Raw genomic sequence first — 26,780 nt, 5'->3', positions numbered from 1 at the left:
GTGTTGCCGCGCCAAGCGTTGCTATCAACAGTTAACCCCTGCAGCTATTTCAGCGCGATGGTTGGCGGATTGGGGCCGTCAGCAGTGTTGCCGTTGAGCTGGTTGGTGCCGTAGGACGAGATCAACCCGCCGTTGACGATGACCGTGCCGGTGCCATTGCCGGAGATCGTCGAGCGGCCGACGCGGATGGTTGCGTTGGCGCCATCGACACGCAGCCCGCCGACCACGCCGTTATTGGCGACGGCAACGCCGTCGACCATCATGCTGATCACCGGCCCACCAGCCGGATTGAATATGCTGATGCCGGCGTTGGTGTTGCCCGACACGCTGCTGTTCACGATCGTCGTGTTGGAGCCGCCCGTGTTGCTTGTGCCGTCAGCCTTCACACCGGCCAGGTTGTTGTTCTCAATGGTCGAGTTCTCAATGATGACCTTGGCAACGCCGCCGGCGGTCGGCTGGATATGAATGCCGTCATTGTTGCCGGTGATGAACGAGTTGCTGACATAAAGTTCGGCTGTGCCCGACGGTGCGAACAAAATGCCGTTGCCGTTCGGCGCCGCAGCCGTGTTGTCGCGAATGACGCAATCCTCGACATGCAAGGCGGCGCCGGCAAGAAACCGGATTCCATTGAGACCTGGCCCAGCCGTCGCGCTGTCGATATCGAGACCGCGCAGAACGATGATGTCGGTCGCCAACGCGTTGACGATGATGCCATTCACCGACGCATTCAACACGCCCGCCTCAACGTCCTCGCAGGCGATCGTCATGGATTTGGTGATGGTCACCCCGCCGAAGCCGCCTGGATCGATGCAATTGATTTCGCCGCCGGCGGCGGTTTTCGAGATCGCACCGGCGAAGGTCTTGCAAGGTGCGGTACGGCTGCACGGATTGGCGTCGTCGCCAACACCGGAAACCCATGTCCGGGTCGCCTGTGCGGACGCCGGCGTGGCAAGACAAGCCACTACAATTGCAACTAGAATTGATGACAATAGATATGTGATCGATTTCATATGCCCCACCCTCCAAATTTTGAGCAAGTTAATACTTGCAGCCGAGCAAGGAAACGTACCCCGCCACCCCTAAAAAAGCAACTACTGATGTGACCGGCCGTGCGGATGCAACTGTTTCTGGATCCGGCTTTTCTGCAACCGCAAAATAATGCTGAATCGCCGTAAAATATAGCGACCATCACAAAAGATGTTACGATATTTTGCTTAGCAATTTTATGGCTGTCGCGCTGAGAGACCGCCGTTACAGCATGAAAACAATCACTGACCCAGGGTGCTGACCGTTGCACGATTCGGCAAGCCGCGACAATTGCGGCTGTCATGGGCCGAATACACCCTCGCCTGGACCCGGCGGCGGCGATTATGTCTGAATGCTGCCAATATGCTGGCGAGCCGCGACGCCGGAACAGCGCGTCGGGATCACTCCGGCGCTTTGTCGGGCATGCATTCCAGCGCGCTCAGCGTCCAGCTGCTGGTCTTGGAGGTAATGTCGGCGACCTTCCATTTGCCGTCGATTTTCTTCAGCGACCACAGCATTTCGCGTTTGGAATCATCGCCTTCCGCAAAAAGGCTGAAGGTGGCGGTGACTTCGGCCGTATCGCCATTGACGGTCTCGGCCAGCTTCAATGTCTTGGCAATCGACTTCTGGTCGAAATCCTGCGCGTCGAGGCCGGGATCGAAGTCGAGGCAGGCGACTTCGTCGGGCTTGTTCTTCGTGGCCTGGTCGTTGAGATCGAACAGCTTGGTCACCGGCTCGGTGAAGCGGTCGCGGTACTTTGCATCTCCCTCGAATTTCACCTCGGGCAGATAAAAGAACTTCACGGCGTTGGAAGCCGGCCCGGCCAGCACCGTCGCTGGCAAGGCAATCGAAAAGACAGCGGCAAGCACTATCGGTTTCATGCAGGATCTCCGGACGTTTGGCGGCAAGGTGCAATACCAGACATCCTGCATATCGGTTTTTTTGCGGCTCATGAAGCCCCGGCTGCACCGTCTCAGCCATCAAGCCAGACGTTCTGCAGGTCCATCTCGAAGGTCTGGTGGACGCCGTAGTTCTTCACCTTCTTGTTCATGTGGCTGTAGAGCTTCTGCCAGAAGGGTTGAATGATGACGCCGGAATCCTGCAGGATCTGCTCGACATCCTTCATCACCTCACGCCGCTTCTCCACATCGATCAGCGACAGCGCCTGCTTCAGCTTGGCGTCGAAGTCCGGGTTGGAATAGGCCAATTCATTCCAGGCTTCGCCGGTGCGATAACCAAGCGCCAGCACCTGGACGCCAAGCGGGCGCATGTACCAGATGGTCATCGAATAGGGATATTTCGTCCAGTCGTTCCAGAAGGTCGAGCCCGGCAGCACCGTGCGCTTCACCTTGATGCCGGCGTCGCGCAGCTGGCCCGCAATCGCGTCGCCGGTGTTCTTCTGCCAATCGTCCTCGACGGTGATCAGCTCGTGCTCGAAATCGGCCTGCCCTGCGTCCGCCATCAGCTTCTTGGCGCCGGCCGCGTCGCGCGTCTTCTTGGGCAGCGCGAAATATTCAGGATGGATAGGGCTGACATGGTGGTTTTCACCGACCGTCCCTCGCCCGGCATAGCCGAGTTCCAGCACCGCATTGTTGTCGACCGCCATCTGCAGCGCGCTGCGCACCCGCTGGTCGTCATAGGGCTTGTGGGTAACGTTCGTGCGGGCAACCAGCGTGGTTGCCGTCGCAACCTCGGACTTCTCCAGCCCCATCTTATCCAGGATGTCGATGAAGTCGGCCGGCGTCTCGAAATTGAGGTCTATCTCGCCGGATTCGAAGGCGTTGATCGAAGCGTTGAAGTCGGTGCCGTAGTCGATGAACTCGACGCTGTCGAGCGGCGCTTCACCACCCCACCACTTGCCGTTTTCACGACGCTTGACCACCGCCTTCTGGCCAACATCGTAGGAGACCAGTTCGAACGGGCCCGTGCCGATCGGCTTCTTGACCGGGTCGGCGCCTTCGGCGTCGAAATTGCGGTGGACGACGAGCGCGGGATAATCGGTGAGGTTCGGGATCAGCGAAATGTCGGGCGCGCTGAGCGTCAGCTTGACCGTATTGTCGTCGACCTTGGCGATCGCGCCTTCCCTGGCCTTGCCCGACTTTTCGTCGATCAGCCCGCCGACGCGAGCGGCCATGGAGTTGCCGGCGACCTTCTTCTCGCACCAGCGGGTAACATTGAAGACCACGTCATCGGCGTTGAAGGCATCGCCATTGTTCCAGGTGATGCCCTTGCGCACATGCAACGTGTATTCCGTGGCGTTGTCATTGATGTCCCAGCTTTCGAGCAGCACTGGCTCGAAGGTGAATTCCCTGGTGTAGCGGACCAGCGGCTCCAGCCAGCAGCGCGAGATGTTGGCCAGTTCCACCCAGTCATAGGTGCGCGGATCTTTTTGTGCCTTGACCGACATCGATATGTGCAGCGTGCCGCCCTTCTTCGGCTCCTCGGCAAAAGCCTGTCCCGGCGCGGCAAGGCCGATCATGCCGTAGGCCAGCGCCGTCGATGCGCCGAACGCACTTGCCAATGCAAGAAACTCGCGCCGGTCCATACGGCCAGCACGCGTCTCTTGCGCCATCGCCTCGATGGCCGTCGGCACGCGATCGCCATTGCTTTTGAAAAGTGTCATGTCTTTCTCCCTTGCGGTTCCCATCGGGTCTTCGCCCGTTATCAACTCATTCGTCGTTCTCTTAGCTAACGCTGTCGGGCAGCCTCTCTTCGCGCTGCGCGATAAAGTCCCTGAGGCCCTCGGCAATGCCCTCATCGAGTTTCGGCTCTTCATAGTCGGCCAGCATGTTGCGGGCTTTCTCGCGGCCGCGCGTGTCGTGGTCCTTCGCCCCTCCGGCCTTCCATTGTTCGTAGGAGTTGAAATCCATGATGGTGGGCATGAAGAATGCCGACTCGTAATGATCGAGCGTGTGCTGGGTGCCGAGGAAATGGCCCTGCGGCCCGACTTCGCGGATCGCCGCCATGGCCTCCTTGAAATCGTCGAACGGCAGGCCGCCGGCATATTTATACCAGCCGACAAGCTGCTCGCAGTCGGTGGCGAATTTCGAATAGCCGCATGTCAGCCCGGCCTCCAACCAGCCGGCGGAGTGCCAGATATAATTGGCGCCGGCGAGGATGGCGGCATGCATCAGCATGTTGGATTCATAGCCGGCCTGGGCGTCGTTGAGCTTGGAGCCGACATGGAAGCCGGAGGTTCGCCAGGGCAGTTTGTATTTCCGCGCCAGCGCGCCCATCAGATACATCATCTGGGCGGCTTCCGGCGTGCCGCCCATCGGCGCGCCGGTCTTCATGTCGACCGTCACCATGAACTGGCCGTAGATTTGCGGCGAACCCGGGCGCAGCAGTTGGGTGAAAGCGACGCCGGCCAGTGCTTCGGCATTGACCTGCGCCACCGCGCCGACGGCCGAGGCCGAAGTCGATGCGCCGCACAGCGCGAAGGGCGCCAGGATCAGCGGCTGATTGCTGCGGGCATAGACCTTCATCGCGTCCAGCATGGTGGCGTCCCATACCAGCGGCGAGTTGCAGTTGGTAATCGACACCAGCACCGGGTTGTCGCGAACGAAATCTTCGCCAAAGACGATGCCCGCCATCGCCATCGTGTCTTCGGCCCGATCTTTGGAAGTAACGATGCCCATGAACGGCTTGTCGGAATGCTTCAGCGCCGAATGGATGATGTGGAGATGCCGTTTCGGCACCGCGATCTCCATCGGCTCGCAGATGATCGAACTCGACGAATGCAGCGCCGGGGCCATGTAGGCGAGCTTGTGAAAATTGTTGAGGTCTTCAAGCGTGCCATAGCGCCGGTTGTTATCGAGGTCACGCACGTAAGGCGCGCCATACATCGGCGCGAAGATGGAGTTCTTGCCGCCGACGCGCACGGTGCGCTCGGGATTGCGCGCATTGAGAGTGAACTCGGATGGAACCTTCGCGACCAGTTCCATCAGGAGGCCGCGGTCGATGCGGACGCGTGTCTCGGACACGTCGGCGCCCGCCGCCTTCCACATGGCGATCGCCTCGTCGTCGCGGAACTCGCAACCGACCTCTTCGAGGATGGCGAGTGACTCCTGGTGGATCAGTTCCACCGCCTCGTCCGGGACCATCTGGTAGGTGGGGATCTCGCGGACCAGCGTTGGGAACGAGGTGACGGGGGCGCTCCTCAGCGCCTTGCGTCCGAGGCGACCGCCGCCGCGGCGGTGGGTTTGCTCGGTCAGTTCAGCGGCCGGTGCGTTCATGGAGCCTCCTCATTCCGTCCAACCAAGTTAGCGAGAGGAAATATGGATGTGATGCTGGAAAATCCTGATCTCTTGTATAAGCTCAGCTTATGCGAAGCCTGCGCCATCTCCTACCCTCGGCCGGCAGCCTGATCGTCTTCGAGGCGGCGGGCCGGCTGTCGAGCTTCACCGCCGCCGGGCGCGAGCTCGGCATGACGCAGGCCGCCGTCTCCTATGCGGTGCGCGGGTTGGAGGAACAGCTTGGCGCGCAGTTGTTCCAGCGCCGCCACCGCCAGGTCGTCCTGACAGAAGCGGGCGAACGCTTCCATGCCGACGTCTCGCTCGGCCTGTCGCATATCCGCAAATCGGCGGAGGATCTGCGCCTGCAGGCGACCGGCGGTCATGTCACGCTGGCGGCGTCGACCGCCTTCGGCTCGTTCTGGATGATGCCGCGGCTGCAGCAGTTCCGCGACGAACTGCCGGGCATCGACTTGCGCATCCAGACCGCCGACCGCGATCTCGACATCATCGCCGAGGGCATCCCGCTCGCCGTTCGCGGCGGCGAACCGCGGGACTGGGCCGATTATCATTCGCTGCCGCTGGCCGACGAGGAGATTTTTCCGGTGGTTGGCGCCAGCTATCTCGCGAAATTCGGCATGCCAAGGAGCGTCGCGGAGCTGGCGACGCATCGCCTGATCCACCTCGAGGAGCCCTACCGCGAGGCGGCTAGCTGGGACGAATGGTTCCAGTCGGCGGGCGGCAGCCTCGACAACACCGCCCGCGGCCTGCGCATCAACGATTACGGCCTCGTGATCCAGGGCGTCATGGAGGGCCAGGGCATCGCGCTTGGCTGGCGGCATCTGGCCGAACGGCTCCTGGCGTCGGGGCTGCTGGTGCCGGTGACCGACCATGTGCTGAGAACCGGCAAGGCGTTCTACGTGGTTTGGCCGAAGAACCGGGAGTTGAGCGAGAATGCGCGGAAAGTCAGGGACTGGCTGGCGGCGCAGGCTTGAAATCGGTTGCAGCGTAGTCACTATCGCGGAGTTCCTTCACACCCCCCTCTGTCCTGCCGGACATCTCCCCCGCAAGGGGGGAGATTGGCAGTTCATATGTCGCGTCACCCTTCAAGCATTGAAGATTGGCGAAAGCCGTCGTGACATCTGATCTCCCTCCTTGCGGGGGAGATGGCCGGCAGGCCAGAGGGGGGTGCTGTCCCGCTGGCGTCTCCAATGTCCGGCATTCATTGAAGCCTTCCGCACACCCTTCGAATCCGCCTATAATACCCCCATGCCCATTCGCCAGCTTTCCGAAACGATGATCAACCAGATCGCCGCCGGCGAAGTCATCGAGCGTCCGGCGAGCGTGGTGAAGGAACTGGTCGAAAACGCGCTCGACGCCGGCGCCTCCCGCGTCGAGGTCGTCACTGCCGGCGGCGGGCTGAACCTGATCCGCGTCACCGATGACGGCTCCGGTATCCCCGAACAGGAACTGGCGCTGGCCATTGCGCGCCACTGCACCTCGAAACTTGCCGACAACATTCATGATATCCGCTCGCTCGGGTTCCGTGGCGAGGCATTGCCGTCAATTGGTTCGGTGTCGCGACTGTCGGTTCGCTCGCGCACGGCCGCAGGCGACGCTGCAGCCGAGATCGCCATCGAAGGCGGCCGCGTTTCGGCGGTCAAACCGGCGGCGGCCAACCGCGGCACCACGGTCGAGGTGCGCGACCTGTTCTTCGCCACGCCGGCGCGGCTCAAATTCATGAAGGGCGAGCGCGCCGAAAGCTCCGCCACCAGCGACGTGGTCAAGCGCATCGCCATCGCCTTCCCTGCCGTGCGCTTTACGCTCGCCGGCTCCGACCGCTCGACGCTGGAATTGCCGGCAACCGACGACACGGCGGAAGGCAGCCTGCGCCGCGTCGCGCAAGTCATGGGCGCCGAGTTTCCCGACAATTCCATCGCTATCGACGCCAGCCGGGACGGCGTGCACTTGACCGGCCACGTCTCGATCCCGTCCTTCACCCGCGCCAACGCGCTGCAGCAATATGCCTATGTCAACGGCCGTCCGGTGCGCGACAAGCTGATCGCCGGCGCCATTCGCGGCGCCTTCGCCGACGTGCTGCCGCGCGACCGGCATGCTGTCACGGTGCTGTTCCTGACGCTTGATCCGGCGACCGTCGACGTCAATGTCCACCCAGCCAAGGCCGATGTTCGCTTCCGCGATCCCGGCCTGGTGCGCGGGCTGATCGTCGGCGCCATCCGCGAGGTGCTGGCCAATGCCGGCATCCGCGCCGCCACCAGCGGGGCCGCCGGGATGGTGGCGGCGTTCCGGCCGGGAGCCGCCTCCTACGCCCATGCGGGTCCTGCCAACGGTCATCGCAGTTATGACGCGGCCTACCGGGCCTCGGGCTTTTCGGGCTTTGACCGCTCGCCACAGCGGCCGCTGGATATGGGATTTGACGGCGCCGGCTTCCGCGAAAACGACCAGGCTGCATTCGACGCCGGTCCGCTCGCCAGCGCCGATGCGCGTGCCGGCTTAGCCGAGCCGGCCGAGACGCTGCTCGGCACCGCGCTGGGCGCCGCCCGCGCGCAGGTCCACGAGAACTACATCGTCGCCCAGACCAGGGATTCGCTTGTCATCGTCGACCAGCACGCGGCGCATGAGCGGCTGGTCTACGAGGCGCTGAAGAATGCCCTGCACTCGCGCGCGGTGCCCTCGCAGATGCTGCTTCTGCCGGAGATCGTCGACCTGCCGGAGGAGGACGCCGAGCGGCTGGCCATGCATTCCGAAACGCTGGCCCGGTTCGGCCTCGGCATTGAGCGTTTCGGTCCCGGCGCGGTGGCGGTGCGCGAGACGCCGTCGATGCTCGGCGAAACCAATGTCCAGCAATTGGTGCGTGATCTTGCCGACGAGATCGCCGACAACGACACGATCGAGACGCTGAAGGAACGACTGGACAAGATCGCCGCGACTATGGCCTGCCACGGCTCGGTCCGCTCCGGCCGCCTGCTCAAGCCTGAGGAGATGAACGCGCTGCTGCGCCAGATGGAAGCAACGCCGGGCTCCGGCACCTGCAACCACGGCCGCCCGACCTATATCGAACTCAAGCTCGCCGATATAGAGCGGCTGTTTGGGCGGCGGTGAGCACAAGCCAGGTCAGGGCACACGCTCAATTCACCAACAGGCGATAATCCTTGAACCTATGAGAGAAAACGTAATCCCTTGAGTAACCGGCGCTACCGCCGCGAAAATTCACGGAGATTATCTCGAAGCTTCTCCCAACCTGTTTTTGAACATTCATGTAGATGGGAGTCATCAGCATGCCGGCATCGCAATCGTCGTCATCGAAAGCGATCTCCTGAACGACCTTCTTTTTCTTCTTATCGATGACCCGCAGCTTATTCATGCAGACGAGAAAGCCCGCTTTCTCGTAGACCCCGGCAAATCTGTGGGTTGCTGTCTGCGCCCAGAAGGGAATCTCGACGGCGCCGTCAACCTTCGCCTCACCGGTATCGTCGAGGCTTGCGACCTTCTTCAGCGTGATCGGGAACTTGTCCGAGCCCTTGCTCCAAGTCCCTGTTGCGCCGCTTTCGCCAAGGTCAAGAGAAAACGGACATCCGGCGGTGCCAACGGGCGTTTTCGATCCCATGACCAGCAACCTGTCGAACTCCCTGTCGTCCGCAATCTCGCAAAGGAAGAGGCTGGTGCCACTGATCTTGCCGTACACCGCTATCGGGCTTTGCTTCGCGTCGTAGAAATAGCTCCCCTCGACCGTAATCCCGCTGCCGAAACTGTCATATCTCTGCAGCGATAGGTGGACGGGGTTAGGTCCGATGGAGCCTTCGTAGTTTTCGACCTGATACCAGCCCGCAGCGGCTTTCCCGGTCAGCAGCAAAACGCAAAAAATTGCCGATATGAACAGTCTTCCCATTCCGTCCCCCAGTGAAGGCAGCATACCACAGCTGTCCTTCCTCTGGGTGTCTGCATTCTGATGGAATGCGGTTCCCGGTTTGAGTCCGAAAACAGCTCAAATCATTTGTTTTAACGCTTTAAATTCACCACGATCACGCCGCCCAGCGCCAGTGCGCCGCCGAGGATACCAAGTAGCGTCGGCACTTCGCCCAGCCAGAAGAAGCCGATCAGGGCTGACATGGGCGAGACCAGATAGAGGAAGTTCGACGCGCGCGCTGCCGGAAGACGCGACAGTGCGGTTGCCCAGGCGGCATAGGCGATCAGGCTGGGCACGATGCCAAGAAAGATCACGGCGCCGATACCGGCCGTGTTGGCGACCGCGGCCTGCGCAAAGCCGCTCGGCAGAAAGGGTGCCAGGCAAAGAGCGCCAAGAATCATGTTCGAGGCCGAAATGGTCAGCGGGTGATGGCGGGCAAAGAGCGGCTTCTGGACGATCGTGTTGACGGCCGAGCACAGCGCGGAGCCAAGAACCAGCAGCGCGCCGGTGTCGAAACTCAAGCCATTGCCGTCAGCCACAGCGATGATGCCGATGCCGGCGAAAGAAATCGCCGTGCCGAACCAGGCCCAGCTTGAGAAGCGCTCGCCGAGCAATGCCATTGCCATGATGGCGGTGAAGATCGGGCTGACATTGATGATGAAACCGGCGGCACCCGCCGAAACCGTCAATTCGCCGAAATTGAGCATGACAGTGTAGAGCGCGACGAAGATGGCGCCGCCAAAGACCAGGCGCCACACTTCGTCGAGCCTCGGCAGCGCCGGGCGCTTGACGGCAAGAAAGATCGCCGCCGGCACCGCGGCAATGGCAAAGCGCAACGCACCGAGTTCCAGCGGCCCGAAAGCGGCGAGGCCGGCACGGATCGCGGGAAAGGCCGAGGCCCAGCCGACCACCGTCAAGGCCACGGCGATGGCCGCCGTGGTGTCCATCCGCTGTGTCGGATTCGACGTGCTGGTCGTTGCGCTCATCTGCCTGTCCTCGGGTTCCCAGAGTGTTGAAAGGCAGAAAGCGCCTTTTCGGCGCCGTTGACAAACGATCAAATCGAGGATCACCTGTGACTATGGATCACAGCTCAGACACAATGGTGCCGCTCGAGACCCTGCGCGCCTTCGATGCGGCGGCGCGAACGGGGAGCTTTTCGGCCGCGGCCGAGAAGCTCAACATCACCCACGGCGCCGTCAGCCGGCAGATCGCCAAGCTGGAGGACTGGCTGGGCTTGAAAGTGTTCGACCGCGGCGCGCGCGGCGTCTCGCTGACCATCGAGGGCAACCGCCTGCATCTGCGCACGGCGGAAGCCTTTGCGCTGATCTCCAGCCATTCCGACCGCTGGGTCGAGCCGCGCGGCACCGCCGTGGTGCGGCTGACCTCGATACCCTCCGTCAGCGGGCTGTGGCTGATGCCACGCATGGCGGCGCTGGAGAACAATCCAACCAAGCTGCGCATCGTGCTCGACGTCGACATCCGCCAGGGCGACCTTGCCGATGAAGGCATCGACCTGTCGGTCCGCTGCGGCCGCGGGGGCATTCCGGGCCGCATCTCGGTGAAGCTGTTCGAGGAACATGTCTTTCCCGTCGCCGCGCCCGGCCTTGCCCGCGAGATCGGCCGCGGCGACCCGGCCCGGCTGCTGAGGTTTCCACTGATCAACGATTCCGACGCTTCGGGTTGGCGTGCCTGGTTTGCCGCGCAAGGGATGGACTACCGCCCGCGCCCGCAGGATCGCCGCTTCGAGGACTACAATCTGGTGCTCGACGCCGCAGCTTACGGGCTCGGCATCGCGCTGGCGCGGCCGCCGCTGACCGGACACCAGTTGGAGGCAGGCCGCATCGTCGCCGTCGACGAGCGCACGGCGCTGAACCCGGTGTCGTACTGGCTGGACCGGCCGCTGGGGCGGCCGCGTACGGCTGCCGCCGAACTTTCACGCCGTATCGCTGTCGAGGCGGGGCTGGCGATGGACAAGATGGAAGCTTTCCTCGAAGCCGAGCGATAGCGGCGATCGTTCGGTGCTCAGCCAAGCACCAGCAAGGCGAGCCCGACAATGGCGACGGCCAGAAACCCGGCTGCCAGCGCCATCAGGCCGACACGCATCTGCTGCCGGCCTTCGGGCTGGACCGTGTCATTCGACCCAGACATCGCCTGCCCCCGCTTCGCCGCCGCGTCGGTGGCGGAGGCGCGGCGCGGCGGCGAAACCCCCGGTGCGAGAAGCGCAAACCAGGGCAGTCCTGCCGGCTTTGCGGCAGCGCCATCATCGGCCCTGGCCGGCGGCACCGGCAGACCGCGCTGTGCATCGTCGTTGGCTGGCGTCGCCTTGCCTGTCGCAGCCGTTGTCGGCCCGAAATCGTCGGGCGCCGCGTCACCCGGTTCGGCAAGCGCCAGATAGGCCTGCAGGATCTCGGCTGAACCCGTCTGCTGCCCCTTTGCGACGGCTGCGGACAACAGCGCCTGCAGCGCCGGCGCCGCTGCCGGCTGCAAAGGCGCACCGGATGGCGTCGGCGGCTGCACCAGCGCCTTTATAAGTGCTGCTTTCGCCGGATCGGCCTTCGCCGACGGCACCGCTGCCAATATCATGGCCTCGCGCAGCAGCGCAGTCAGGCGGGCGGATGAAATGTCCATGCCGGTCCCATAAGAATGGTTTGGAGCCGACAATAGCGCCTCAGCATTGCGTCAAGCTTGACCTTGCCGGCAATTTATGGCGATGAAATCAGCATGAACTCTGGCACCACCCCATGATGAACCGCTTCGAAGGCCCTGGCGGCAAGGAAGCCCGGATCCGCTATCTCGACGGCGACTTCCAGGTCACCAGCCCCGGCGCATTCGTGCGCTGCGCTGTGACCGGTGAGAGCATTCCGCTGGACGAGCTCAAATATTGGAGCGTCGCCAGGCAGGAGCCCTATGTCAGCGCCGCCGCCTCGCTGCGCCGCGAGATCGAAACGCATCCGGACCTGCGCAGCCGGGGCTAGATCGGCACACCGGAAAGCAAGGCTCACCGTCGATCTGATTTTCCTGGAACGCCTGCAGGACTATGGCTTTGAGGATGCCGGCGCGTTTTCGACCGAAAAGTCGAATTTATGAACAAGCCGATCTCCGACAAGCACTTTGATGGAATACGGCCCGATCGGATCACCCTCGGCCATGCACCACCCATGCGAGATCCATCCGTCCTGCGGTTTGTAGAACATGGTGGTCTCGAAGACCCTTCGATCGCCCGATAGCTTGCTCAAGCTGTATTCGTTTCCGTCGATACCACCCCACTGCCTGGGCTCCGCGGGAAGCGCGAACACCTCGGTGACCGATACCAGTCTGTCGCCTTGCGCCAGACGTACGCGCCATTCAAAGCAGGCGCTATCGGGGATAAGCGGTACAATGTTTGAGGGCCGAACGTGGGTAGCACCGTCCGCTTCGGTGACCGAGACCAGAAATTCGCTGTCGGTCGCGGTGGGTGCCTGCGCCGAAGATGGGTTCGCCATCGCCACAAGAACAAAGCCCACAAAGAGTGCCCGCAACCTAACCATTCCACCCCCCGCGCTGAAGCCGGTCTGACTTATAATTGTGATAAGCGGCGAGAAATATCCTGTGTCAACGCGGGAGCGCCCTACCCTCGCAGCCGGCGCTGTCTCCAGGCATCCAGCGTCTCATCGATGATCCGCTCCGGCACATTGTCGAGTTCGAACGTGGCGTCTATCTCCAGCACGTCGAGTTGACCAAGGAATTCAGCCGAGGCTGCGCCATGGCGCAGCCGGGCTGCGTCCTTGGCGGTGGTCACGAGGCCCAGTCCCTCACGGCGCGCGGTTGCCGCCAGTTCGGCGAGTTCGTCGGGGGCATAAAAATGATGGTCCGGAAACGACCGGCTCAGCGCCACTTCCGCGCCCGTGCCGCGCAGCGTCTCGAAGAATTTTTCGGGATGGCCGATGCCGGCAAAGGCGAGGAACCGCCGGCCGGCGAACCGCTCCTTGCCGCCCGGTTCAGCATGCGCCTCGAAGATCGGCCGGCCGGCGCGCGCCGCCTGGCGCACGACCTGGTCGGCGGCGGTGCCCTCGCCCATCTTCAACAGCCCATCGGTGAACACCAGTTGGTCGACGACGTTGGCGCGCAGCGGCCCACCCGGAATGACGCGGCCATTGCCGATGCCGTAGCGGGCGTCGACGACGACCAGCGCATAATCAATATGGATGCGCGCGCTCTGAAAACCGTCATCCATGATCAGGAAATCGCAGCCATGGGCTTCCATGAGCAGCTTGGCGCCGGCGGCGCGGTTCGGGCTTACCGCGACCGGCGCGTGCTCGGCCAGAAGCAGCGGCTCGTCGCCGACATGCTTGGCGGCGTCGTGACTGGCATCGACGACATGCGGCTGCGCAAACGAGCCGCCATGGCCGCGCGACAGGAATCCGGGATTGAGCTGCATGCGCCTGGCCTGCTTGGCCAGCGCGATGGCGACCGGCGTCTTGCCGCTGCCGCCGACGGTGAAGTTGCCGACGCAAAGCACTGGCGCGTCGATCTTTTGACGTATCGCCCGATGCATATGGCGGCCGGCGACCATGCCATAGACCGCTGATAGCGGCGACAGCGCAAAGACCCGCCAGTCCGGCGCTTCCCACCAGAAAGGTGGTGCTTCCGACGCCACCTATCGCCCGTCGGCGCCCTTCAGGCGCGACTTGACGATCAATGGCTGGATATAAGGCTCGAGCGACTTCAGCGTGTGCGCCAGCGCACCGCGCATCTGGTCGACTGTGGCGGCACCGGCCGCCATCATCTCATGGCGCGCAACTTCATTGCTCAGCAGGAAATTGACGGCGCCGGCCAGCATGTCGCGGTCGCGCACCAGCTTGGCGCCGCCACTGTCGAGCAGGCGCTGATAGGCCTCGCGAAAATTCTGGACGTTGCGGCCGGCCAGCACAGCGGTGTCGAGCATGGCCGGCTCCAGCGGATTCTGGCCGCCTTCCGAGGTCAGCGAGCGGCCGACAAAGGCGATTTCCGTCAGCCGGAGATAAAGCCCCATCTCGCCGATCGTATCGCCAAGGAGGATATCGGTGTCGGCGGTGATCCGGTCCCCCTTGCTGCGCCGCGCCAGCTTCAGGCCCATGCCGGAAATCTGTGCTGCCAGCGCTTCGGCGCGGTCGGGATGGCGCGGGACGATGATTGTCAGCAGGCCATGGTGGCGCTTGTAGAGCGTGGCGTGGACTTCCGCCGCGACCACCTCCTCGCCGTCATGGGTCGAAATTGCCGCCCAGGTCGGGCGGCCGGCGATCTGGCGCTTCAGCGTCGCCAGCGCCCGTTCGTCGACGGGCGGCGGCAAGGTGTCGACCTTGAGGTTGCCGGACACGGTGACCGGCCGGGCGCCAAGCGCGCGAAACCGTTCGCCGTCGACATCCGACTGGGCAACGACATGTGCGAGGTTCTCGAACAGCGCCTCGGCGATGTTGGCGCGCTTCTTCCAGGATTTGAACGAACGGTCGGACAGCCGGCCGTTGACCAGCACCTGCGGCACGTGTCGGGCGCCGAGCTCGAGGATGGTCATCGGCCATATCTCGGATTCGGCGATGATCGCCAGGTCCGGCCGCCAGTGATCGAGAAAGCGGCTGACGGCCGGCTTCAGGTCGAGCGGAACATATTGGTGGATGATGCGGTCGCCCAGCCGTTCGTCGGCAACCTGCGCCGAAGTGACGGTGCCCGTCGTCAGCACGATGTTGACACCGTAGTCGAGGATGCTTTGCACCAGCGGCACGACCGCAAGGGTCTCGCCGACGCTTGCCGCATGGATCCAGATCACCGGCCCTTCAGGGCGCGGCCGCCCGGCAACGCCGTAGCGCTCACGGCTGCGGCTGCGGTCTTCCTTGCCCTGCGATGTGCGCCAGGCGACATAGGGACCCATCAGCGGATAGGCGGCGGCACCGGCAAGGCGGTACGCCGCCAGGAAGGCGCGCGCCCAGCCGACGCTCATGGCCTGCCGTCCACGAGCCGATAGGCCTCGGCGGTCGCGGCATTGAGCGCGGCCGTGACTTCCTGGCGCTTGCGCTCCATTTCGGCCTCGTCGGCATTGGCCGGCACGAAAACCGGCGTTCCGATGACGATCGAGGAGCGGCCGAACGGCAGGTTGATGGTGGTCTTGTCCCAGCTTCTTTCCAGCACCTTGCGGCGGCTGGTGGCGATGGCGGCAGGCATGATCGGCCGGCCGGAAAGGCGTGCCAGCAGAACGATACCAAGCCCCGCGTCGCGCGGCGTGCCGTGGGGAATGTCGGCGATCATGGCGACGTTCTTGCCGGCGACGAGTGACTTTTTCAGGGCGATGAGCGCCTTGGCGCCGCCCTTGTCGAGATGCTTCGTGCTTTCACGCCCGCCGGAGCCGCGCACCGCCTCGATGCCGAATTTTTCGATCATCAGCGCGTTGAGTTCGGCGTCGGCGCTGCGCGAGACCATGGCGACCAGCGGCCGTCCCTTGGGATAATAGGCTGGGGTCAGCAGATGCTGGCCATGCCAGAGCGCGATGATGCCGGGTTCGAATTCGGCGTAGTCGCCGCCTGAAAATTTAGCCGAGCCTTCGACCACGAGGTTGGTCAGGCGCACCAGGCGGACGAACTGGGCGAGCAGGCTGACGATGATGCTCTTGACGATTCGCGACTGCGCCAACGGCTCGCGGATCTTGCGCCAGAACGTCTTCGAACTGCCGCCGCGTCTTCTTCGGACCGCGGCGCCGGTGGGCTGCCCTTTCACCGCTTCATGCTCCATCACTGTCAACCGGCGGCCTTGCTTTCAGGGTCGAGCAGCCGGTGCAGATGGACGACGAAATAGCGCATATGGGCATTGTCCACGCTGGCTTGCGCCTTGGCCTTCCACGCGGTGTGCGCGGTTTGATAGTCCGGATAGACGCCAACGATGTCGAGCGCGTCGAGATCGCGGAACTCGGTGCCTCCCAGTTGCTTCAGCTCGCCGCCGAACACCAGGTGCAAAAGCTGTTTCTTTCCGTCTTCCGCGGCCATTTCGGTCCTTCACATATTGTGAGTTTGCGACAGGTCTAGCCCAAAGCTGCCGACTTTGGAACCTTCGATCACGCTTCCGTATCGGCAATGACGCCGGCAAGCACGGTCAGCAGCTGCCCGCTGCCGGCGACCAGCGCGCCGTGACGGATGATCTCCCCGGCATAAAGCGGCGCGCGGCCATGGCCGTCGAGCACGGCGCCGCCAGCCTCGCGCAAGATGAGATCGGCGGCGGCGATATCCCAGTCATGCGCGTTGGGCTTGACGAAGGTTGCGTCGAGCGTGCCGTTGGCGACCATCGCCAGCCGGTAGGCGAGAGAGGGAATGTGCGCCGCGCGCCGCACCCGGCTTTGCCATTGCGCCGGCATCAGGTCGATCAACTGCTTCAGCCCGCCGATCTCGACCGTCTTACCCAGGCCGCGCACGGCAATCGGCTTGCCGTTGCGGAAAGCTCCATGGCCAGGCAGCGCCCAATAGGTTTCGCCCTTGGCCGGACATTCGAGCACACCGGTGAGCGTGCGGCCATTCTCGACCACCGCGACGCTGACGCACCACGAGCGCAGACCTTCGAGGAAGCCGCGGGTGCCGTCTATGGGGTCGACGACAAAGGTGCGCCGCGCCAGAAGCCGTGCCGGATCGTCAGTCGTTTCCTCCGACAGCCAGCCATAGTCCGGCCGCGCCGCCAGCAGGGTCTCGCGAAGATAGGCGTCCGCCGCGTGGTCGGCTTCGCTGACCGGCGAGGTGCCGCCTTTCATCCACACTTGCGGGTTCTTGCCGAAATAGCGCATGGCGATCGCGCCCGCCTCGCGGGCGGCGTCGCGCAGCAGATCGAGGTCTTCCGAGGCCCCGGCCGATATGACCGGGTCACGCTCCGGCAAGGGTCATTCCTTCGATCAGCAGCGTCGGTGCGGCAGTGCCGAAATCGCGGTCAAGATCGCTCGCCGGAACCATATTGAGGAACATCGTCTTCAAATTGGAGGCGATGGTCACCTCGGCCACCGGATAGGCAAGCTCACCATTGTCGATCCAGAAGCCGGATGCGCCACGGCTGTATTCGCCGGTCACCATGTCGACGCCCTGGCCGAACACTTCAGTGACATAAAAGCCGGATTTCAGCGACCTGATCAGGTCTTCCGGCGTCCTGTCGCCCGGCTCGATGGCGAGATTGGTCGAAGACGGCGATACCGACGAGCCGCTGCGCGCGCCGCGTCCGTTGGTGGTCAGCCCCAATTCCCGCGCGGCGGACGTCGACAGGAACCAGTGCTTCAGCACGCCGTTCTCGACCATCAACAGCTTTTCGCCCTCGACGCCTTCGCCGTCGAACGGGCGCGAGGCCTGGCCGCGACGCCGTAGCGGCTCGTCGGTGACGGTGATGGCAGCCGACGCAACCTGCTTGCCCATCATCTCGCGCAAAAAACTCGTCTTGCGCGCCACCGAAGCGCCGTTGATGGCGCCGGCGAGATGACCGGCAATGCCGCGCGCGACGCGCGGATCGAACACCACGTTGACCGGACCGGTCGCCGCCTTGCGGGCGCCGAGGCGGCGCACGGCGCGCTCGCCGGCCTTGCGGCCGATCAATTCCGGTGCGTCCAGATCGGAAAAATGCTGGTTCGAAGAGTATTCGTAGTCGCGCTCCATGCCGGTGCCTTCGCCCGCAATCACGCTGGCCGAACGCGAAAAGCGCGACGCGACATAGTGGCCGACGAAGCCGTTCGACGTGGCAAGCACCAGCCCGCCGAGGCCTGCGCTGGCGCCGCTGCCGGCCGAATTGGTGACGCCCTTGACTGCAAGGGCCGCTTCCTCGGCGGCCAGGGCCGCTTCCTTCAACTGATCGGCCGAAACCTCGGTGGCGTCGAACAGATCGAGGTCGCGCACCTTGCCGACCAGCAAAGCCGGATCGGCGAGACCCTGATAGGGGTCCTCGGGCGAGACTTTGGCCATGGCCACGGCGCGCTCGGCCAATGCCTTGGGGTCCGATGCCGCCGTCGCCGAGACGCTCGCCACCCGGTTGCCGACGAAGACGCGCAGCGAGACATCGTCGCCCTCGGACGCCTCAGTGTTCTCGACCTTGCCCAGCCGCACCGACACGCCGATCGAGCGGCCGCGCACGGCAACCGCGTCGGCGGCGTCGGCGCCGGCCCGCTTGGCAGCCTCGACCAGTGCCGCGACGCGGTCGGTCAATTTCGCTGCCTCTGGTGTATCGGTCATGCGCATGGTCCTGGCTGAAGCCGCGCCGGGCGGTAGCGGCTGTTGCACCATCTATTGTCCCAATGCGGCTTGTGCAATGGCGCACGGGCAATTGTCCCGCTGCGGCATAGCGCCCAAGCGGCCCGCAAAGCCCATCCGCGGCGGCCGCCACAGACGCGCGGCTTGACCGGTTTGTGAGTTTAACCGAGGCCGATTTCCGTCAAGGAGTGGCGACCGGCGTCCAGATCACGTCATCGATCCTCGTCGCGCCCGTTGCCAGCATCACCAGCCGATCGAAGCCAAGCGCCGAGCCGCTGGCTTGCGGCATGATGGCGAGGGCGGCGAGAAAATCCTCATCCAGCGGATAGCGCTCGCCATAGACGCGCTCCTTCTCGTCCATCTCGGCGGCAAAGCGCCGGCGCTGCTCGGCCGGATCGGTCAGTTCGCCGAAAGCATTGGCGAGCTCGACGCCGCAGCAATAGAGCTCGAAGCGCTCGGCCACGCGCTGGTCCTCCGCGCTCGGCCGGGCCAAGGCGGCCTCGGAGATCGGATAGCCATAGAGGATTGTGGCCCGCCCCTGCCCCAGCATCGGTTCGACCTTTTCCACCATCACGCGGCTGAACAAATCGGCCCAGTTGTCATCGTCGGCCGTGCGCAGGCCGGCCTTGACCAGAGCATCATGGAGTGCGGCGCGGTCTGTGCCGCCATCGGCAGAAACGGTGGCAAGAAGATCGATGCCGGCGTAACGCGCAAAAGCTTCCGCCACGCTCACGCGTTCCGGTTCGGCGAACGGATCGGCCTCGCGGCCGCGAAAGCGGAAGGTTTTGGCGCCGGCCCGCTCGGCTGCCAGCTTCAGCAGTTCGGCGCAATCGGCCATCAGGCTGTCATAGGTTTCGCCGACCCGATACCATTCCAGCATGGTGAATTCGGGATGGTGCAAGGGGCCGCGCTCGCGGTTGCGCCAGACGGCGCCCAGGCTGAAGATGCGCCGCTCACCGGCGGCCAGCAGCTTCTTGCAGGCGAACTCCGGCGAGGTGTGGAGATAAAGCGGCCGGCGCGCGCCGTCGGCGCCGATCGCCTCGGTGGCGAAGGCTGAGAGATGCGCCTCGTTGCCGGGCGAAATCTGCAATGCCGCCGTCTCGACCTCGATGAAGTCGCGCTCGCCAAACCAGCCGCGCATGGCGGCAGCTATGGCGTTGCGGGCCATCAGCCGCGGCCGGCGGTCGGCGTGAACATCCGGCGTCCACCAGGGCGAAGCGCCAGTCATGGGTTTGCCGGGCAACGGAATTGCTGACAGGGCTGGCGGTTCGGGCCAAGATGCGCTACGGCGACGGCTCTCGCAGCCGATTTGCGCCGAACGATCGTTTCAGGCCAACGAAGTCTAGGATTGAAAACCGTGGTGAAGGTCATCGCCAGTTCGCTCCGTAAAGGCAATGTCGTCGACAAGGACGGCAAGCTTTACGTGATCCTCTTTGCCGAAAACATCCACCCTGGCAAGGGTACGCCGGTCACCCAGCTCGACATGCGCCGCATCTCCGACGGGGTGAAGGTTTCGGAGCGCTACCGCACCACCGAGCAGGTCGAGCGCGCCTATGTCGAGGAGCGCGAGCACACCTTCCTCTACGCCGACGCCGAGGGGTATCACTTCATGAACCCGGAAAGCTACGATCAGGTCGCGGTGCCGGAAAGCGTGGTCGGCGACATGGCGCCCTACCTGCTCGAAGGCATGGCGGTGCAGATTTCGCAGTTCAACGGCATCGCCATAGCCCTGGTGCTGCCGCAGCGCGCTACTTTCGAAGTGGTCGAGACGGAGCCGACGACCAAAGGCCAGACGGCGTCCTCGTCATACAAGCCGGCCGTGCTTTCCAACGGCGTGCGCACGCTGGTGCCGCCGCACATCGCGCCGGGCACCCGCGTGGTGGTGATGACGGCCGATGGCGCTTATGTGGAGCGGGCGAAGGACTGAGGCGCGAGCGCCTCCGTCCTGGTTGATCCGTTGCATTGCCTTCTGCGGCCGCTGGCTCGATAGTCCTGCCGATGTGGCAGACCTTTGTGACCTACTGGCCTCTGATCCTTGTGATCATTCCGATGCTGATGGCCGCCATCGGCATCGTCCACGCAATCATGACCAAGGAAGACGTGCGCGCCGCCACCGGCTGGGTCGGCGTGATGATCTTGTCGCCATTCCTTGGCGCGATCATCTATGCCATTGCCGGCATCAACCGCATCCGCCGCGCCACGATCAGCGCCATGCGGCCCGTCGCCGGTGAAGCCGAGACAGCCAAACACGACCACGACATTGCGCTCGAAACACTCATCTCAGCCGAATTCGGCCAGCGCTTTGCCGGCCTGAAGACGCTAGGCGACAGGGTGGCGCGGCGCGGCCTGCTTTCGGGAAATGCAATCACCATCCTGAGGACCGGCGACGAAGCCTATGCGGCAATGTGCGGGGCGATCGACGGCGCACGGCGCAGCATCCTGCTCGAGACCTACATCTTCGACAATGACGAGATCGGACGACGTTTTGTCGGATCGCTGGCCGGCGCGGTCCGGCGCGGTGTGACGGTTCGCGTGCTGATCGATGCGGTCGGCGTGCGCTATTCCGTGCCCAGCATCCTTGGGACACTCCGGGAAGCCGGCGTCACCGTCGATCTGTTCAACGGCAACATCGTCATGGGCCTAAGACTTCCCTATGCGAATTTGAGGACGCACAGGAAAATCCTGATCGTCGACGGTGTGGTGGCGTTCACGGGAGGCATGAACATCCGCAAGGGGTTCTCGGCTGAATTCGCTGGCACTGCCAGCTCGGCGGATACGCATTTCCAGGTCACGGGGCCGGTCGTGGCCGACCTGTTCGCGGTTGCCGCCGAGGACTGGCGTTTTGCCGGCAACGAGGCCCTCAAGGACGAGGTCTGGCACGTGGCAAAGCCCTCGCCGCCTCCCGGTCAGCCGATCCTGGTGCGGGCGGTGGCGTCGGGGCCGGACGCCAGCATCGAAACCAACCACAAATTGCTGACGGGGGCATTTTCCGTCGCCCGCAAATCGATCCGCATCATGTCGCCCTATTTCCTGCCGGACCGGGAATTTGTCAGCGCGCTGGTCACGGCTGCCCGGCGCGGCGTCGAGATCGACATCGTCGTGCCCGCGGTCAACAATCTCTTCCTGGTCGGCCGCGCCATGACGGCGCAATACGACCAGGTGCTGAAGCATTATTGCCGCGTCTGGCGCCATGAAGGGTCGTTCGACCATTCGAAGCTGTTGTCGGTCGATGGCGTGTGGGCCTATGTCGGCTCCTCCAACCTCGACGCCCGGTCGCTGCGGCTGAATTTCGAAATCGACCTGGAGGTGCTGGATACCGGCTTTGCCGCCGAGATCGAGGGGCGCATCGGAGCGGCAATCGCTTCCGCCAAACCCGTCACACTCGCAACCCTAAGAGCGCGGCCATTTGTCATCCGGGTTTTTGACCGGTTGTTATGGCTGGGATCGCCCTATCTTTAGAATCAGGACAGATTGAACGCAGGCCTATGGATATAAACGGACGCAGCCTTCCTGAAACCGTGCTCCTGTCGATCCGCGGCAGGAAAGCGCGCAAGGCGAACGCGACGCCGCGCAAGCACATTGAAGGGGCCCAGATGGTGGTCGCCTCCTACAACGTCCACAAATGCATCGGCACCGACCGCAGGTTCGACCCCGAACGGACCGCCCGCGTCATCCGCGAGATCGGCCCCGACGTCATCGCGCTGCAGGAAGCCGACAACCGATTCGGCGACCGCGCCGGGCTGCTCGATCTTGCCCGGATCGAACACGAAACCGGGCTGGTGCCGGTGCCGGTTTCCGGAAGCGGCAAGGGCCATGGCTGGCGTGGCAACGTGCTTTTGTTCAAGCGCGGCACGGTGCGCGACGTCCATCAGATCAAGCTTCCGGGACTGGAGCCCCGCGGCGCGCTGGTTGCCGAGATCGACCTCGACGAAACGCGCACTCTGCGCGTCATCGCCGCGCATCTCGGCCTGTTGCGCCGCTCGCGCTCGGAGCAGGCCCGCGTCGTGCTCGACATCATGAGCAACCAGGATGAAAGGCCGACCTTGCTGCTCGGCGACCTCAACGAATGGCGGCTGGGCAACCGCTCGGCGCTCAAGACGCTGCACGCCACCTTTGGTTTCACGCCGGCGGCGGTGCCGACTTTCCCCTCAGGCCTGCCGGTACTGGCGCTCGACCGGATCATGGCCAACCGGCACGGCATGGTCTCGTCGGTGGAAGCTCATGATACGCCGCTGTCGCGGGTTGCGTCGGATCATTTGCCGCTGACGGCGTTTGTCAGCCTGTAACTCATCCGTCCCGCAGCCAGACCAGCATCTCACCGGGTTCACGGTTGTCCCAGGCAAAGTACGGGACGGCGGTGATTTTCGTTTCGCTCACCGCCGGCGGATCGGTGCGATAGAGCCCGGTTTCCCAGTTTTCCTGAGCTTCCTTGCTGGCAAGTGCCGAAAGCGTGACGATGCCGCCGAGCAGGTTCGGCTCGGCATGCGCCTCGATTTTTGCCGTTCGCGGCAGAGCGATCCGATGCAACTGGCCGGCATTGTCGGTCTCCTCGACGCAATAGATCAGCGGACCGCGCGCAAGTGCGACGCGGCCGATGTCCTGACGCACCTCCGGATTGGCGAACAGACGGGCGATCGACATTTCGAGATCGAGTTCGACCCGGTCGCCCTGGCGCCACTCGCGCCGGATCGCGGCATAGCCGTCGCTGGTGATGCCGTCCAGATCGACCGCGGCGCCGTTGATCTTGAGCGCCGCCTTGCCGCACCAGGACGGGACGCGCAGGTGCAAGGTGAATTCCGCCGGAGCGTCGGCTTCGATCCGGATCGAGACCGCGCCATCCCAGGGATAATTGCTGGTCTGAATCAGACTGACCGCCCGGTTCGATATGTCGAAGCGCGCGGTGCTGTCGCCGTAGAGATGAACGGCCAGCGCGTCGTCCGACAGGCTGTAGAAATAGCTGCCGATGGAGGCGACCATGCGGCCGATATTGGGCGGGCAACAGGGGCAGCGATGCCATTTCCAGCGATTGTGCCTGCCCCGGCTCTCCAACGGGTTCTCGTAGAAGAACAGCGAGCCGTCGAGCGACAGGCCGGAGATCGAGCCGTTGTAGAGTGCCCGCTCCATCATGTCGGCGTAGCGGGCGTTGGGACCCATGCCGAGCATGCGGCTGGCCCAGAACACGAGGCCGACCGAGGCGCAGGTCTCGGCATAGGCGGTTTCGTTGGGCAGATCGTAGTCGCTGGTAAAGCCCTCATTGTGCGCCGATGGCCCGAGGCCGCCGGTGATATAGAGGTTTTTGGTGGTGAGATCGTTCCAGAGCCGGTCGAGCGCTACCCTGAGCGTATCGTCGCCATATTCGGTGGCGATGTCGGCCATGCCGGAATAGAGGTACATCGCCCTGACCGCATGGCCGACGACCTTGTCCTGCTCGCGCACCGGCTTGTGCGACTGGTTGTACTCATAAGTCTTGAAATGATAGGCCTTCGGGTCGGCGCCGCGCGCACGCGCCTCCTCGTCGAAATAATGCGGCTGCTGCCCGCGCTGGTCGATGAAATACCTGGCCAGGTCCATGTATTTCTGCTCGCCGGTCGCCCGCGCCAGCTTGACCAGCGCCAGCTCGATCTCCTCATGGCCGCAATAGCCCTTCTTCTTGCCCGGCTCCGGACCGAAGGTGTCGGCGATATGGTCGACGTAGCGGCACATGATATCCAGCAGCTTGCGCTTGCCGGTGGCCTGGTAGTAGGCGACCGCGCCTTCGATCAGATGGCCGGCGCAATAGAGCTCGTGGCAATCGCGCAGATTGGTCCAGCGCTTGCCGGGCTGGATGCGCTGGTACCAGCTGGAGAGATAACCGTCTTCCTGCTGCAGTCTGCCGTAGAGGTCGATGACGGCATCGATCTTCGTCTCGAGTGCCGCATTCTTGCGCCGGTAGAGCGAATAGGCCGCGGTCTCGATGGTCTTGCCCCAATCGGAGTCCCAGAACATCTGCGTCGTCACCGTCGAGCCGGTGAAGCCGGGGCTGGCCGCCTCGTCGGGCGACGGCGAATGGAACGGAATGACGACGCCCGGCGAGGGCCGGTCCGGGTCGATCTGCTCCAGCATGCGCGCCTCGACGCAGCGCTCGTAGAGGATGTCGGCGGTGCGCGACGCCACGGCATCGACACGGTCGCCCCAGAAGCCGCGGACATCGACCTGCGGCACCGGCAGTGGGCGGAAGGCGAGTTTGCCGGGCTTGGCGGATGGTTGAACGGTCATCGTGTCACTCCGTTGGATATTGGTCATTTCACGGCGGGTCATTTCACCGCGCCGGCCATCAGGCCGCGGATGTAGAAGCGCTGCAGCAACAGGAAGAGCACCAGGCACGGCACCATCATCACGGTGACGCCCGCCTGCACCGCGCCCCAGTCGATGGCGCCGAAGCGGCCCGACTGAAGTGCGGTCATCATGATCGGCAGCGTGAATTTGGACTGGTCGGTCATCAGCACGAGTGCGGCCAGGAATTCGTTCCAGGCGCCGAGGAAGGCGAACAGCGCGATGGTGACGATGCCCGGCCAGACCAGCGGCAGCATCACCTTCAACAGCATGGTGACGTTGTTGGCGCCATCCATGCGCGCGGCCTCCTCGATCTCGCGCGGCACCGCGTCGAAGGCGTTGCGCATCATGAAGATCGAGAACGGCAGTTGCAGCGTGACGTAGACCAGGACCAGCCCGGTCAGCGTGTTGTGCAGGCCGACCTTGGTCAGCACCAGGAAGATCGGCGTCAGGATCGACTGGAACGGGATCATGATCGTCGACAGGATGACGATGAAGAGCACATCCTTCATCGGAAAGCGGAAGCGCGAAAAGCCGTAGCCGGCGAGCACGCTGACGATCACCGACAGGATCACCGTCATCGAGGCGACATAGAGGCTGTTTTGCGCCGGCAGCCAGAGGCCGTCGCCAAAGGTGTCGAGCGTGCGGTAGTTCTCGACCGAGAAGCCGGTCGTCGGCCATGGCGGCAGCGGCGGCTGGCGCGCCTCCTGGGCCGGCTTGAAGGTCGACAGCACGGCCCAGACGATCGGCGCGATGAACAGCACTGAGGCGATCATGCCGGTCGAATGCTCGGCGATCCTGAGCCAGAGGCGGCTGCTGCGGCTTCTTGCCTGCGCCATCAGTCGATGCCCTCCGGCTTGCGCAGCAGCCAGAGCTGAACCAGGCTGAGCGCCACCAGTATGGCCAGCAGGATCATCGACAGCGCCGCACCATAGCCGAGCTTGAACGAGACGAAGGACTGGTTGAAAATCCAGTACACGGCGGTCAGCGTCTGGTTGCGCGGGCCGCCGCGCAGGATGATGTAGAACTGGTCGAAGGCGAGGATCGAGCCGGCGATCGACAGGATCAGCGCCAGCGCCAGCGTGCGGCGCATCAGCGGCAGGGTGATGGCGCGAAAGCGCGCGAACGGCCCTGCCCCGTCGATCATCGCCGCTTCCTGCAGATCGGTCGGGATCGACTGCAGGCCGGTCATCAGGATGATCATGGTGAAGCCCGCCACCTTCCACACGACCATGGCGATGATCGACCAGAAGGCCGGCTGGAACGTCGCCAACAGGTTGAACTTTTTCGCGGTCAGGCCGAAATCGTAGGCGGCCGGGCTGAACAGGCCGGAATCGACATTGAGCAGCCACGACCACAGCAGGCTGGCCGAGGCGAAGCCGACGACCGCCGGCATGAAGAAGGATGTCCGGTAAAAGCCGGTCAGCCGCCTGGGCTTTTCGATGAACAGCGCCAGCGGAAAGGCGACGGCGAAGATCACGATGGTGACGATCACGGTGTAGTAGGCGGTGAAGCTCAGCGCGTTCCAAAAACGGTTATCGCGCAGGATCGCCCGGTAATTGTCGAAGCCGATATAAAAATGCTCGCCCATCAGCGGCCAGTTGTGCAGCGACATCCACGCGGTCATGCCGAGCGGGATGATGAAGAAGACGACGACCAGCGCCACGGCCGGCGCGACATAGAGCAGGCCGATCCACTGCCGGCGGCCGGCGCCGACGAGTTTTCTGGCGCGTGGCGGGGTGGTGGTGATGGCGGTCATTTACCCTCCCCCTTGTGGGGAGGGTCGCTGCGCAGCAGCGGGGTGGGGGTGCGGCGCCGGCCCCCCACCCGAACCTGCGGTCCGACCTCCCCACAAGGGAGAGGTAGGGCGTCGGTGCGATGATTGAGAATGCCAGGGGTCATGCTGCTCTTCCGTTGGATCTCGTAGGGCGGTGGGACACACCTCCCCCACCCCGCTGCTGCGCAGCGACCCTCCCCACAAGTGGGAGGGTAAGGAGCGCCGGCCGCCCGTCCAGGGAGACGGATCGGGCGGCCGGATCAGGACCTGCGACGGCAGGGGCGTCATGCGCC

Annotated in this window: 25 protein-coding genes; 7 read left to right on the top strand and 18 right to left on the bottom strand. The window is 63.9% G+C overall.

The genetic code is table 11. The features are described from left to right. Nucleotides 1-44: 44 nt before the first annotated feature. From AC3EMP_RS16875 to AC3EMP_RS16860, 4 genes are all read right to left on the bottom strand, one after another. Entirely contained in the window at nucleotides 45-962 is a 918-nt protein-coding gene (locus AC3EMP_RS16875) for a right-handed parallel beta-helix repeat-containing protein (RefSeq protein ID WP_050590409.1), read from the bottom strand. Nucleotides 963-1,427: 465 nt separating this feature from the next. After that, a complete protein-coding gene (locus tag AC3EMP_RS16870) occupies nucleotides 1,428-1,907 on the bottom strand; it encodes a DUF3828 domain-containing protein (RefSeq protein WP_023671589.1) in 480 nt (159 codons plus the stop codon). A 92-nt stretch (nucleotides 1,908-1,999) separates the two neighbouring features. Then, nucleotides 2,000-3,649 (bottom strand): ABC transporter substrate-binding protein, encoded by a 1,650-nt coding sequence (locus AC3EMP_RS16865; protein WP_488494636.1) that lies wholly within the window; start codon nucleotides 3,647-3,649, stop codon nucleotides 2,000-2,002. A gap of 61 nt (nucleotides 3,650-3,710) precedes the next feature. After that, on the bottom strand, nucleotides 3,711-5,261 hold the full coding sequence (locus tag AC3EMP_RS16860) for a trimethylamine methyltransferase family protein (RefSeq protein WP_023715227.1): 1,551 nt from the start codon (nucleotides 5,259-5,261) through the stop codon (nucleotides 3,711-3,713). Nucleotides 5,262-5,350: 89 nt separating this feature from the next. Here AC3EMP_RS16860 and AC3EMP_RS16855 point away from each other — a divergent pair, with 89 nt between their 5' ends. Both AC3EMP_RS16855 and mutL read left to right on the top strand, forming a co-directional pair. Beyond that, nucleotides 5,351-6,253 (top strand): LysR substrate-binding domain-containing protein, encoded by a 903-nt coding sequence (locus AC3EMP_RS16855; RefSeq protein WP_023682936.1) that lies wholly within the window; start codon nucleotides 5,351-5,353, stop codon nucleotides 6,251-6,253. 274 nt (nucleotides 6,254-6,527) lie between these two features. Beyond that, nucleotides 6,528-8,381, top strand: a complete 1,854-nt coding sequence (gene mutL, locus AC3EMP_RS16850) for a DNA mismatch repair endonuclease MutL (protein WP_023702313.1) — start codon at nucleotides 6,528-6,530, stop codon at nucleotides 8,379-8,381. A gap of 25 nt (nucleotides 8,382-8,406) precedes the next feature. Here mutL and AC3EMP_RS16845 read toward each other — a convergent pair whose 3' ends face one another. Together AC3EMP_RS16845 and AC3EMP_RS16840 are read right to left on the bottom strand one after the other, a co-directional pair. Beyond that, nucleotides 8,407-9,168 carry a hypothetical protein gene (locus AC3EMP_RS16845; RefSeq protein ID WP_023702314.1) on the bottom strand — a complete coding sequence of 254 codons (762 nt, stop codon included), beginning with the start codon at nucleotides 9,166-9,168 and terminating at the stop codon, nucleotides 8,407-8,409. Between the two features lie 110 nt (nucleotides 9,169-9,278). Next, nucleotides 9,279-10,172, bottom strand: a complete 894-nt coding sequence (locus AC3EMP_RS16840; protein ID WP_023671583.1) for a DMT family transporter — start codon at nucleotides 10,170-10,172, stop codon at nucleotides 9,279-9,281. A gap of 92 nt (nucleotides 10,173-10,264) precedes the next feature. Here AC3EMP_RS16840 and AC3EMP_RS16835 point away from each other — a divergent pair, with 92 nt between their 5' ends. After that, entirely contained in the window at nucleotides 10,265-11,191 is a 927-nt protein-coding gene (locus AC3EMP_RS16835) for a LysR family transcriptional regulator (protein ID WP_023705759.1), read from the top strand. A 17-nt stretch (nucleotides 11,192-11,208) separates the two neighbouring features. Here the strand turns inward: AC3EMP_RS16835 and AC3EMP_RS16830 are convergent, their stop codons facing one another. Beyond that, the gene (locus tag AC3EMP_RS16830; protein WP_023671581.1) at nucleotides 11,209-11,814 is read right to left on the bottom strand and encodes a hypothetical protein; all 606 of its coding nucleotides are present in this window, start codon (nucleotides 11,812-11,814) and stop codon (nucleotides 11,209-11,211) included. Nucleotides 11,815-11,927: 113 nt separating this feature from the next. On the opposite strand from AC3EMP_RS16830, the gene AC3EMP_RS16825 reads away from it, so the two are divergent. Then, nucleotides 11,928-12,161 (top strand): DUF2093 domain-containing protein, encoded by a 234-nt coding sequence (locus AC3EMP_RS16825; protein ID WP_023671580.1) that lies wholly within the window; start codon nucleotides 11,928-11,930, stop codon nucleotides 12,159-12,161. Between the two features lie 60 nt (nucleotides 12,162-12,221). On the opposite strand, the gene AC3EMP_RS16820 is transcribed toward AC3EMP_RS16825, so the two are convergent. The 8 genes from AC3EMP_RS16820 to epmA all read right to left on the bottom strand — a co-directional run bounded on the left by AC3EMP_RS16820 (nucleotide 12,222) and on the right by epmA (nucleotide 19,626). Then, the gene (locus tag AC3EMP_RS16820) at nucleotides 12,222-12,704 is read right to left on the bottom strand and encodes a hypothetical protein (RefSeq protein WP_352595650.1); all 483 of its coding nucleotides are present in this window, start codon (nucleotides 12,702-12,704) and stop codon (nucleotides 12,222-12,224) included. An 89-nt stretch (nucleotides 12,705-12,793) separates the two neighbouring features. Then, nucleotides 12,794-13,822, bottom strand: coding sequence for a tetraacyldisaccharide 4'-kinase (gene lpxK / locus AC3EMP_RS16815; RefSeq protein WP_023671578.1), 1,029 nt, complete (start codon nucleotides 13,820-13,822; stop codon nucleotides 12,794-12,796). Continuing rightward, on the bottom strand, nucleotides 13,823-15,139 hold the full coding sequence (gene waaA, locus AC3EMP_RS16810; protein WP_023671577.1) for a lipid IV(A) 3-deoxy-D-manno-octulosonic acid transferase: 1,317 nt from the start codon (nucleotides 15,137-15,139) through the stop codon (nucleotides 13,823-13,825). It abuts the gene before it with no gap. After that, entirely contained in the window at nucleotides 15,136-15,924 is a 789-nt protein-coding gene (locus tag AC3EMP_RS16805) for a lysophospholipid acyltransferase family protein (protein WP_352710158.1), read from the bottom strand. The genes waaA and AC3EMP_RS16805 overlap by 4 nt, the downstream gene beginning before the upstream one ends. A 5-nt stretch (nucleotides 15,925-15,929) precedes the next feature. After that, on the bottom strand, nucleotides 15,930-16,175 hold the full coding sequence (locus AC3EMP_RS16800) for a DUF4170 domain-containing protein (RefSeq protein ID WP_023671575.1): 246 nt from the start codon (nucleotides 16,173-16,175) through the stop codon (nucleotides 15,930-15,932). 68 nt (nucleotides 16,176-16,243) lie between these two features. After that, complete coding sequence (locus tag AC3EMP_RS16795) at nucleotides 16,244-17,050, bottom strand: 3'(2'),5'-bisphosphate nucleotidase CysQ (RefSeq protein WP_023671574.1); 807 nt, start codon at nucleotides 17,048-17,050, stop codon at nucleotides 16,244-16,246. Continuing rightward, nucleotides 17,037-18,380, bottom strand: coding sequence for a TldD/PmbA family protein (locus AC3EMP_RS16790; RefSeq protein ID WP_023816274.1), 1,344 nt, complete (start codon nucleotides 18,378-18,380; stop codon nucleotides 17,037-17,039). Before AC3EMP_RS16790 ends, AC3EMP_RS16795 begins: the two co-directional genes overlap by 14 nt. A 199-nt stretch (nucleotides 18,381-18,579) precedes the next feature. Further along, nucleotides 18,580-19,626 carry an EF-P lysine aminoacylase EpmA gene (gene epmA / locus AC3EMP_RS16785; protein WP_023700603.1) on the bottom strand — a complete coding sequence of 349 codons (1,047 nt, stop codon included), beginning with the start codon at nucleotides 19,624-19,626 and terminating at the stop codon, nucleotides 18,580-18,582. 129 nt (nucleotides 19,627-19,755) lie between these two features. On the opposite strand from epmA, the gene efp reads away from it, so the two are divergent. From efp to AC3EMP_RS16770, 3 genes are all read left to right on the top strand, one after another. Then, a complete protein-coding gene (gene efp, locus AC3EMP_RS16780) occupies nucleotides 19,756-20,325 on the top strand; it encodes an elongation factor P (protein WP_023682947.1) in 570 nt (189 codons plus the stop codon). 71 nt (nucleotides 20,326-20,396) lie between these two features. Beyond that, nucleotides 20,397-21,857 (top strand): phospholipase D-like domain-containing protein, encoded by a 1,461-nt coding sequence (locus tag AC3EMP_RS16775; protein ID WP_352595653.1) that lies wholly within the window; start codon nucleotides 20,397-20,399, stop codon nucleotides 21,855-21,857. A gap of 26 nt (nucleotides 21,858-21,883) precedes the next feature. Continuing rightward, nucleotides 21,884-22,684, top strand: coding sequence for an endonuclease/exonuclease/phosphatase family protein (locus tag AC3EMP_RS16770; RefSeq protein ID WP_023671569.1), 801 nt, complete (start codon nucleotides 21,884-21,886; stop codon nucleotides 22,682-22,684). Nucleotide 22,685: 1 nt separating this feature from the next. Here the strand turns inward: AC3EMP_RS16770 and AC3EMP_RS16765 are convergent, their stop codons facing one another. From AC3EMP_RS16765 to AC3EMP_RS16755, 3 genes are read right to left on the bottom strand one after another with little or no spacing between them, the layout of a single operon-like run. Next, a complete protein-coding gene (locus AC3EMP_RS16765) occupies nucleotides 22,686-24,653 on the bottom strand; it encodes a glycoside hydrolase family 127 protein (protein WP_023705754.1) in 1,968 nt (655 codons plus the stop codon). A 38-nt stretch (nucleotides 24,654-24,691) separates the two neighbouring features. Further along, a complete protein-coding gene (locus AC3EMP_RS16760) occupies nucleotides 24,692-25,549 on the bottom strand; it encodes a carbohydrate ABC transporter permease (RefSeq protein WP_023705753.1) in 858 nt (285 codons plus the stop codon). Beyond that, nucleotides 25,549-26,469 (bottom strand): carbohydrate ABC transporter permease, encoded by a 921-nt coding sequence (locus tag AC3EMP_RS16755; protein WP_023705752.1) that lies wholly within the window; start codon nucleotides 26,467-26,469, stop codon nucleotides 25,549-25,551. The genes AC3EMP_RS16760 and AC3EMP_RS16755 overlap by 1 nt, the downstream gene beginning before the upstream one ends. Nucleotides 26,470-26,780: the final 311 nt, after the last annotated feature.

Source organism: Mesorhizobium sp. P160219 (assembly GCF_057786095.1).
Note: the sequence above shows the minus strand (reverse complement) of the source record. Positions and strands in the feature narration are given on the sequence as shown.

What these genes read in the sequence shown, in the direction of transcription:
- AC3EMP_RS16840 (WP_023671583.1), bottom strand. Translation starts at nt 10,172, where the DNA reads ATGAGCGCAACGACCAGCACGTCGAATCCGACACAGCGGATGGACACC.
- AC3EMP_RS16790 (WP_023816274.1), bottom strand. Translation starts at nt 18,380, where the DNA reads ATGACCGATACACCAGAGGCAGCGAAATTGACCGACCGCGTCGCGGCA.
- AC3EMP_RS16760 (WP_023705753.1), bottom strand. Translation starts at nt 25,549, where the DNA reads ATGGCGCAGGCAAGAAGCCGCAGCAGCCGCCTCTGGCTCAGGATCGCC.
- AC3EMP_RS16825 (WP_023671580.1), top strand. Translation starts at nt 11,928, where the DNA reads ATGATGAACCGCTTCGAAGGCCCTGGCGGCAAGGAAGCCCGGATCCGC.
- AC3EMP_RS16835 (WP_023705759.1), top strand. Translation starts at nt 10,265, where the DNA reads ATGGATCACAGCTCAGACACAATGGTGCCGCTCGAGACCCTGCGCGCC.
- AC3EMP_RS16870 (WP_023671589.1), bottom strand. Translation starts at nt 1,907, where the DNA reads ATGAAACCGATAGTGCTTGCCGCTGTCTTTTCGATTGCCTTGCCAGCG.
- AC3EMP_RS16830 (WP_023671581.1), bottom strand. Translation starts at nt 11,814, where the DNA reads ATGGACATTTCATCCGCCCGCCTGACTGCGCTGCTGCGCGAGGCCATG.
- epmA (WP_023700603.1), bottom strand. Translation starts at nt 19,626, where the DNA reads ATGACTGGCGCTTCGCCCTGGTGGACGCCGGATGTTCACGCCGACCGC.
- waaA (WP_023671577.1), bottom strand. Translation starts at nt 15,139, where the DNA reads ATGAGCGTCGGCTGGGCGCGCGCCTTCCTGGCGGCGTACCGCCTTGCC.
- AC3EMP_RS16860 (WP_023715227.1), bottom strand. Translation starts at nt 5,261, where the DNA reads ATGAACGCACCGGCCGCTGAACTGACCGAGCAAACCCACCGCCGCGGC.
- AC3EMP_RS16800 (WP_023671575.1), bottom strand. Translation starts at nt 16,175, where the DNA reads ATGGCCGCGGAAGACGGAAAGAAACAGCTTTTGCACCTGGTGTTCGGC.
- mutL (WP_023702313.1), top strand. Translation starts at nt 6,528, where the DNA reads ATGCCCATTCGCCAGCTTTCCGAAACGATGATCAACCAGATCGCCGCC.
- AC3EMP_RS16805 (WP_352710158.1), bottom strand. Translation starts at nt 15,924, where the DNA reads ATGGAGCATGAAGCGGTGAAAGGGCAGCCCACCGGCGCCGCGGTCCGA.
- AC3EMP_RS16755 (WP_023705752.1), bottom strand. Translation starts at nt 26,469, where the DNA reads ATGACCGCCATCACCACCACCCCGCCACGCGCCAGAAAACTCGTCGGC.
- AC3EMP_RS16845 (WP_023702314.1), bottom strand. Translation starts at nt 9,168, where the DNA reads ATGGGAAGACTGTTCATATCGGCAATTTTTTGCGTTTTGCTGCTGACC.
- AC3EMP_RS16775 (WP_352595653.1), top strand. Translation starts at nt 20,397, where the DNA reads ATGTGGCAGACCTTTGTGACCTACTGGCCTCTGATCCTTGTGATCATT.
- AC3EMP_RS16765 (WP_023705754.1), bottom strand. Translation starts at nt 24,653, where the DNA reads ATGACCGTTCAACCATCCGCCAAGCCCGGCAAACTCGCCTTCCGCCCA.
- AC3EMP_RS16770 (WP_023671569.1), top strand. Translation starts at nt 21,884, where the DNA reads ATGGATATAAACGGACGCAGCCTTCCTGAAACCGTGCTCCTGTCGATC.
- AC3EMP_RS16865 (WP_488494636.1), bottom strand. Translation starts at nt 3,649, where the DNA reads ATGACACTTTTCAAAAGCAATGGCGATCGCGTGCCGACGGCCATCGAG.
- AC3EMP_RS16855 (WP_023682936.1), top strand. Translation starts at nt 5,351, where the DNA reads ATGCGAAGCCTGCGCCATCTCCTACCCTCGGCCGGCAGCCTGATCGTC.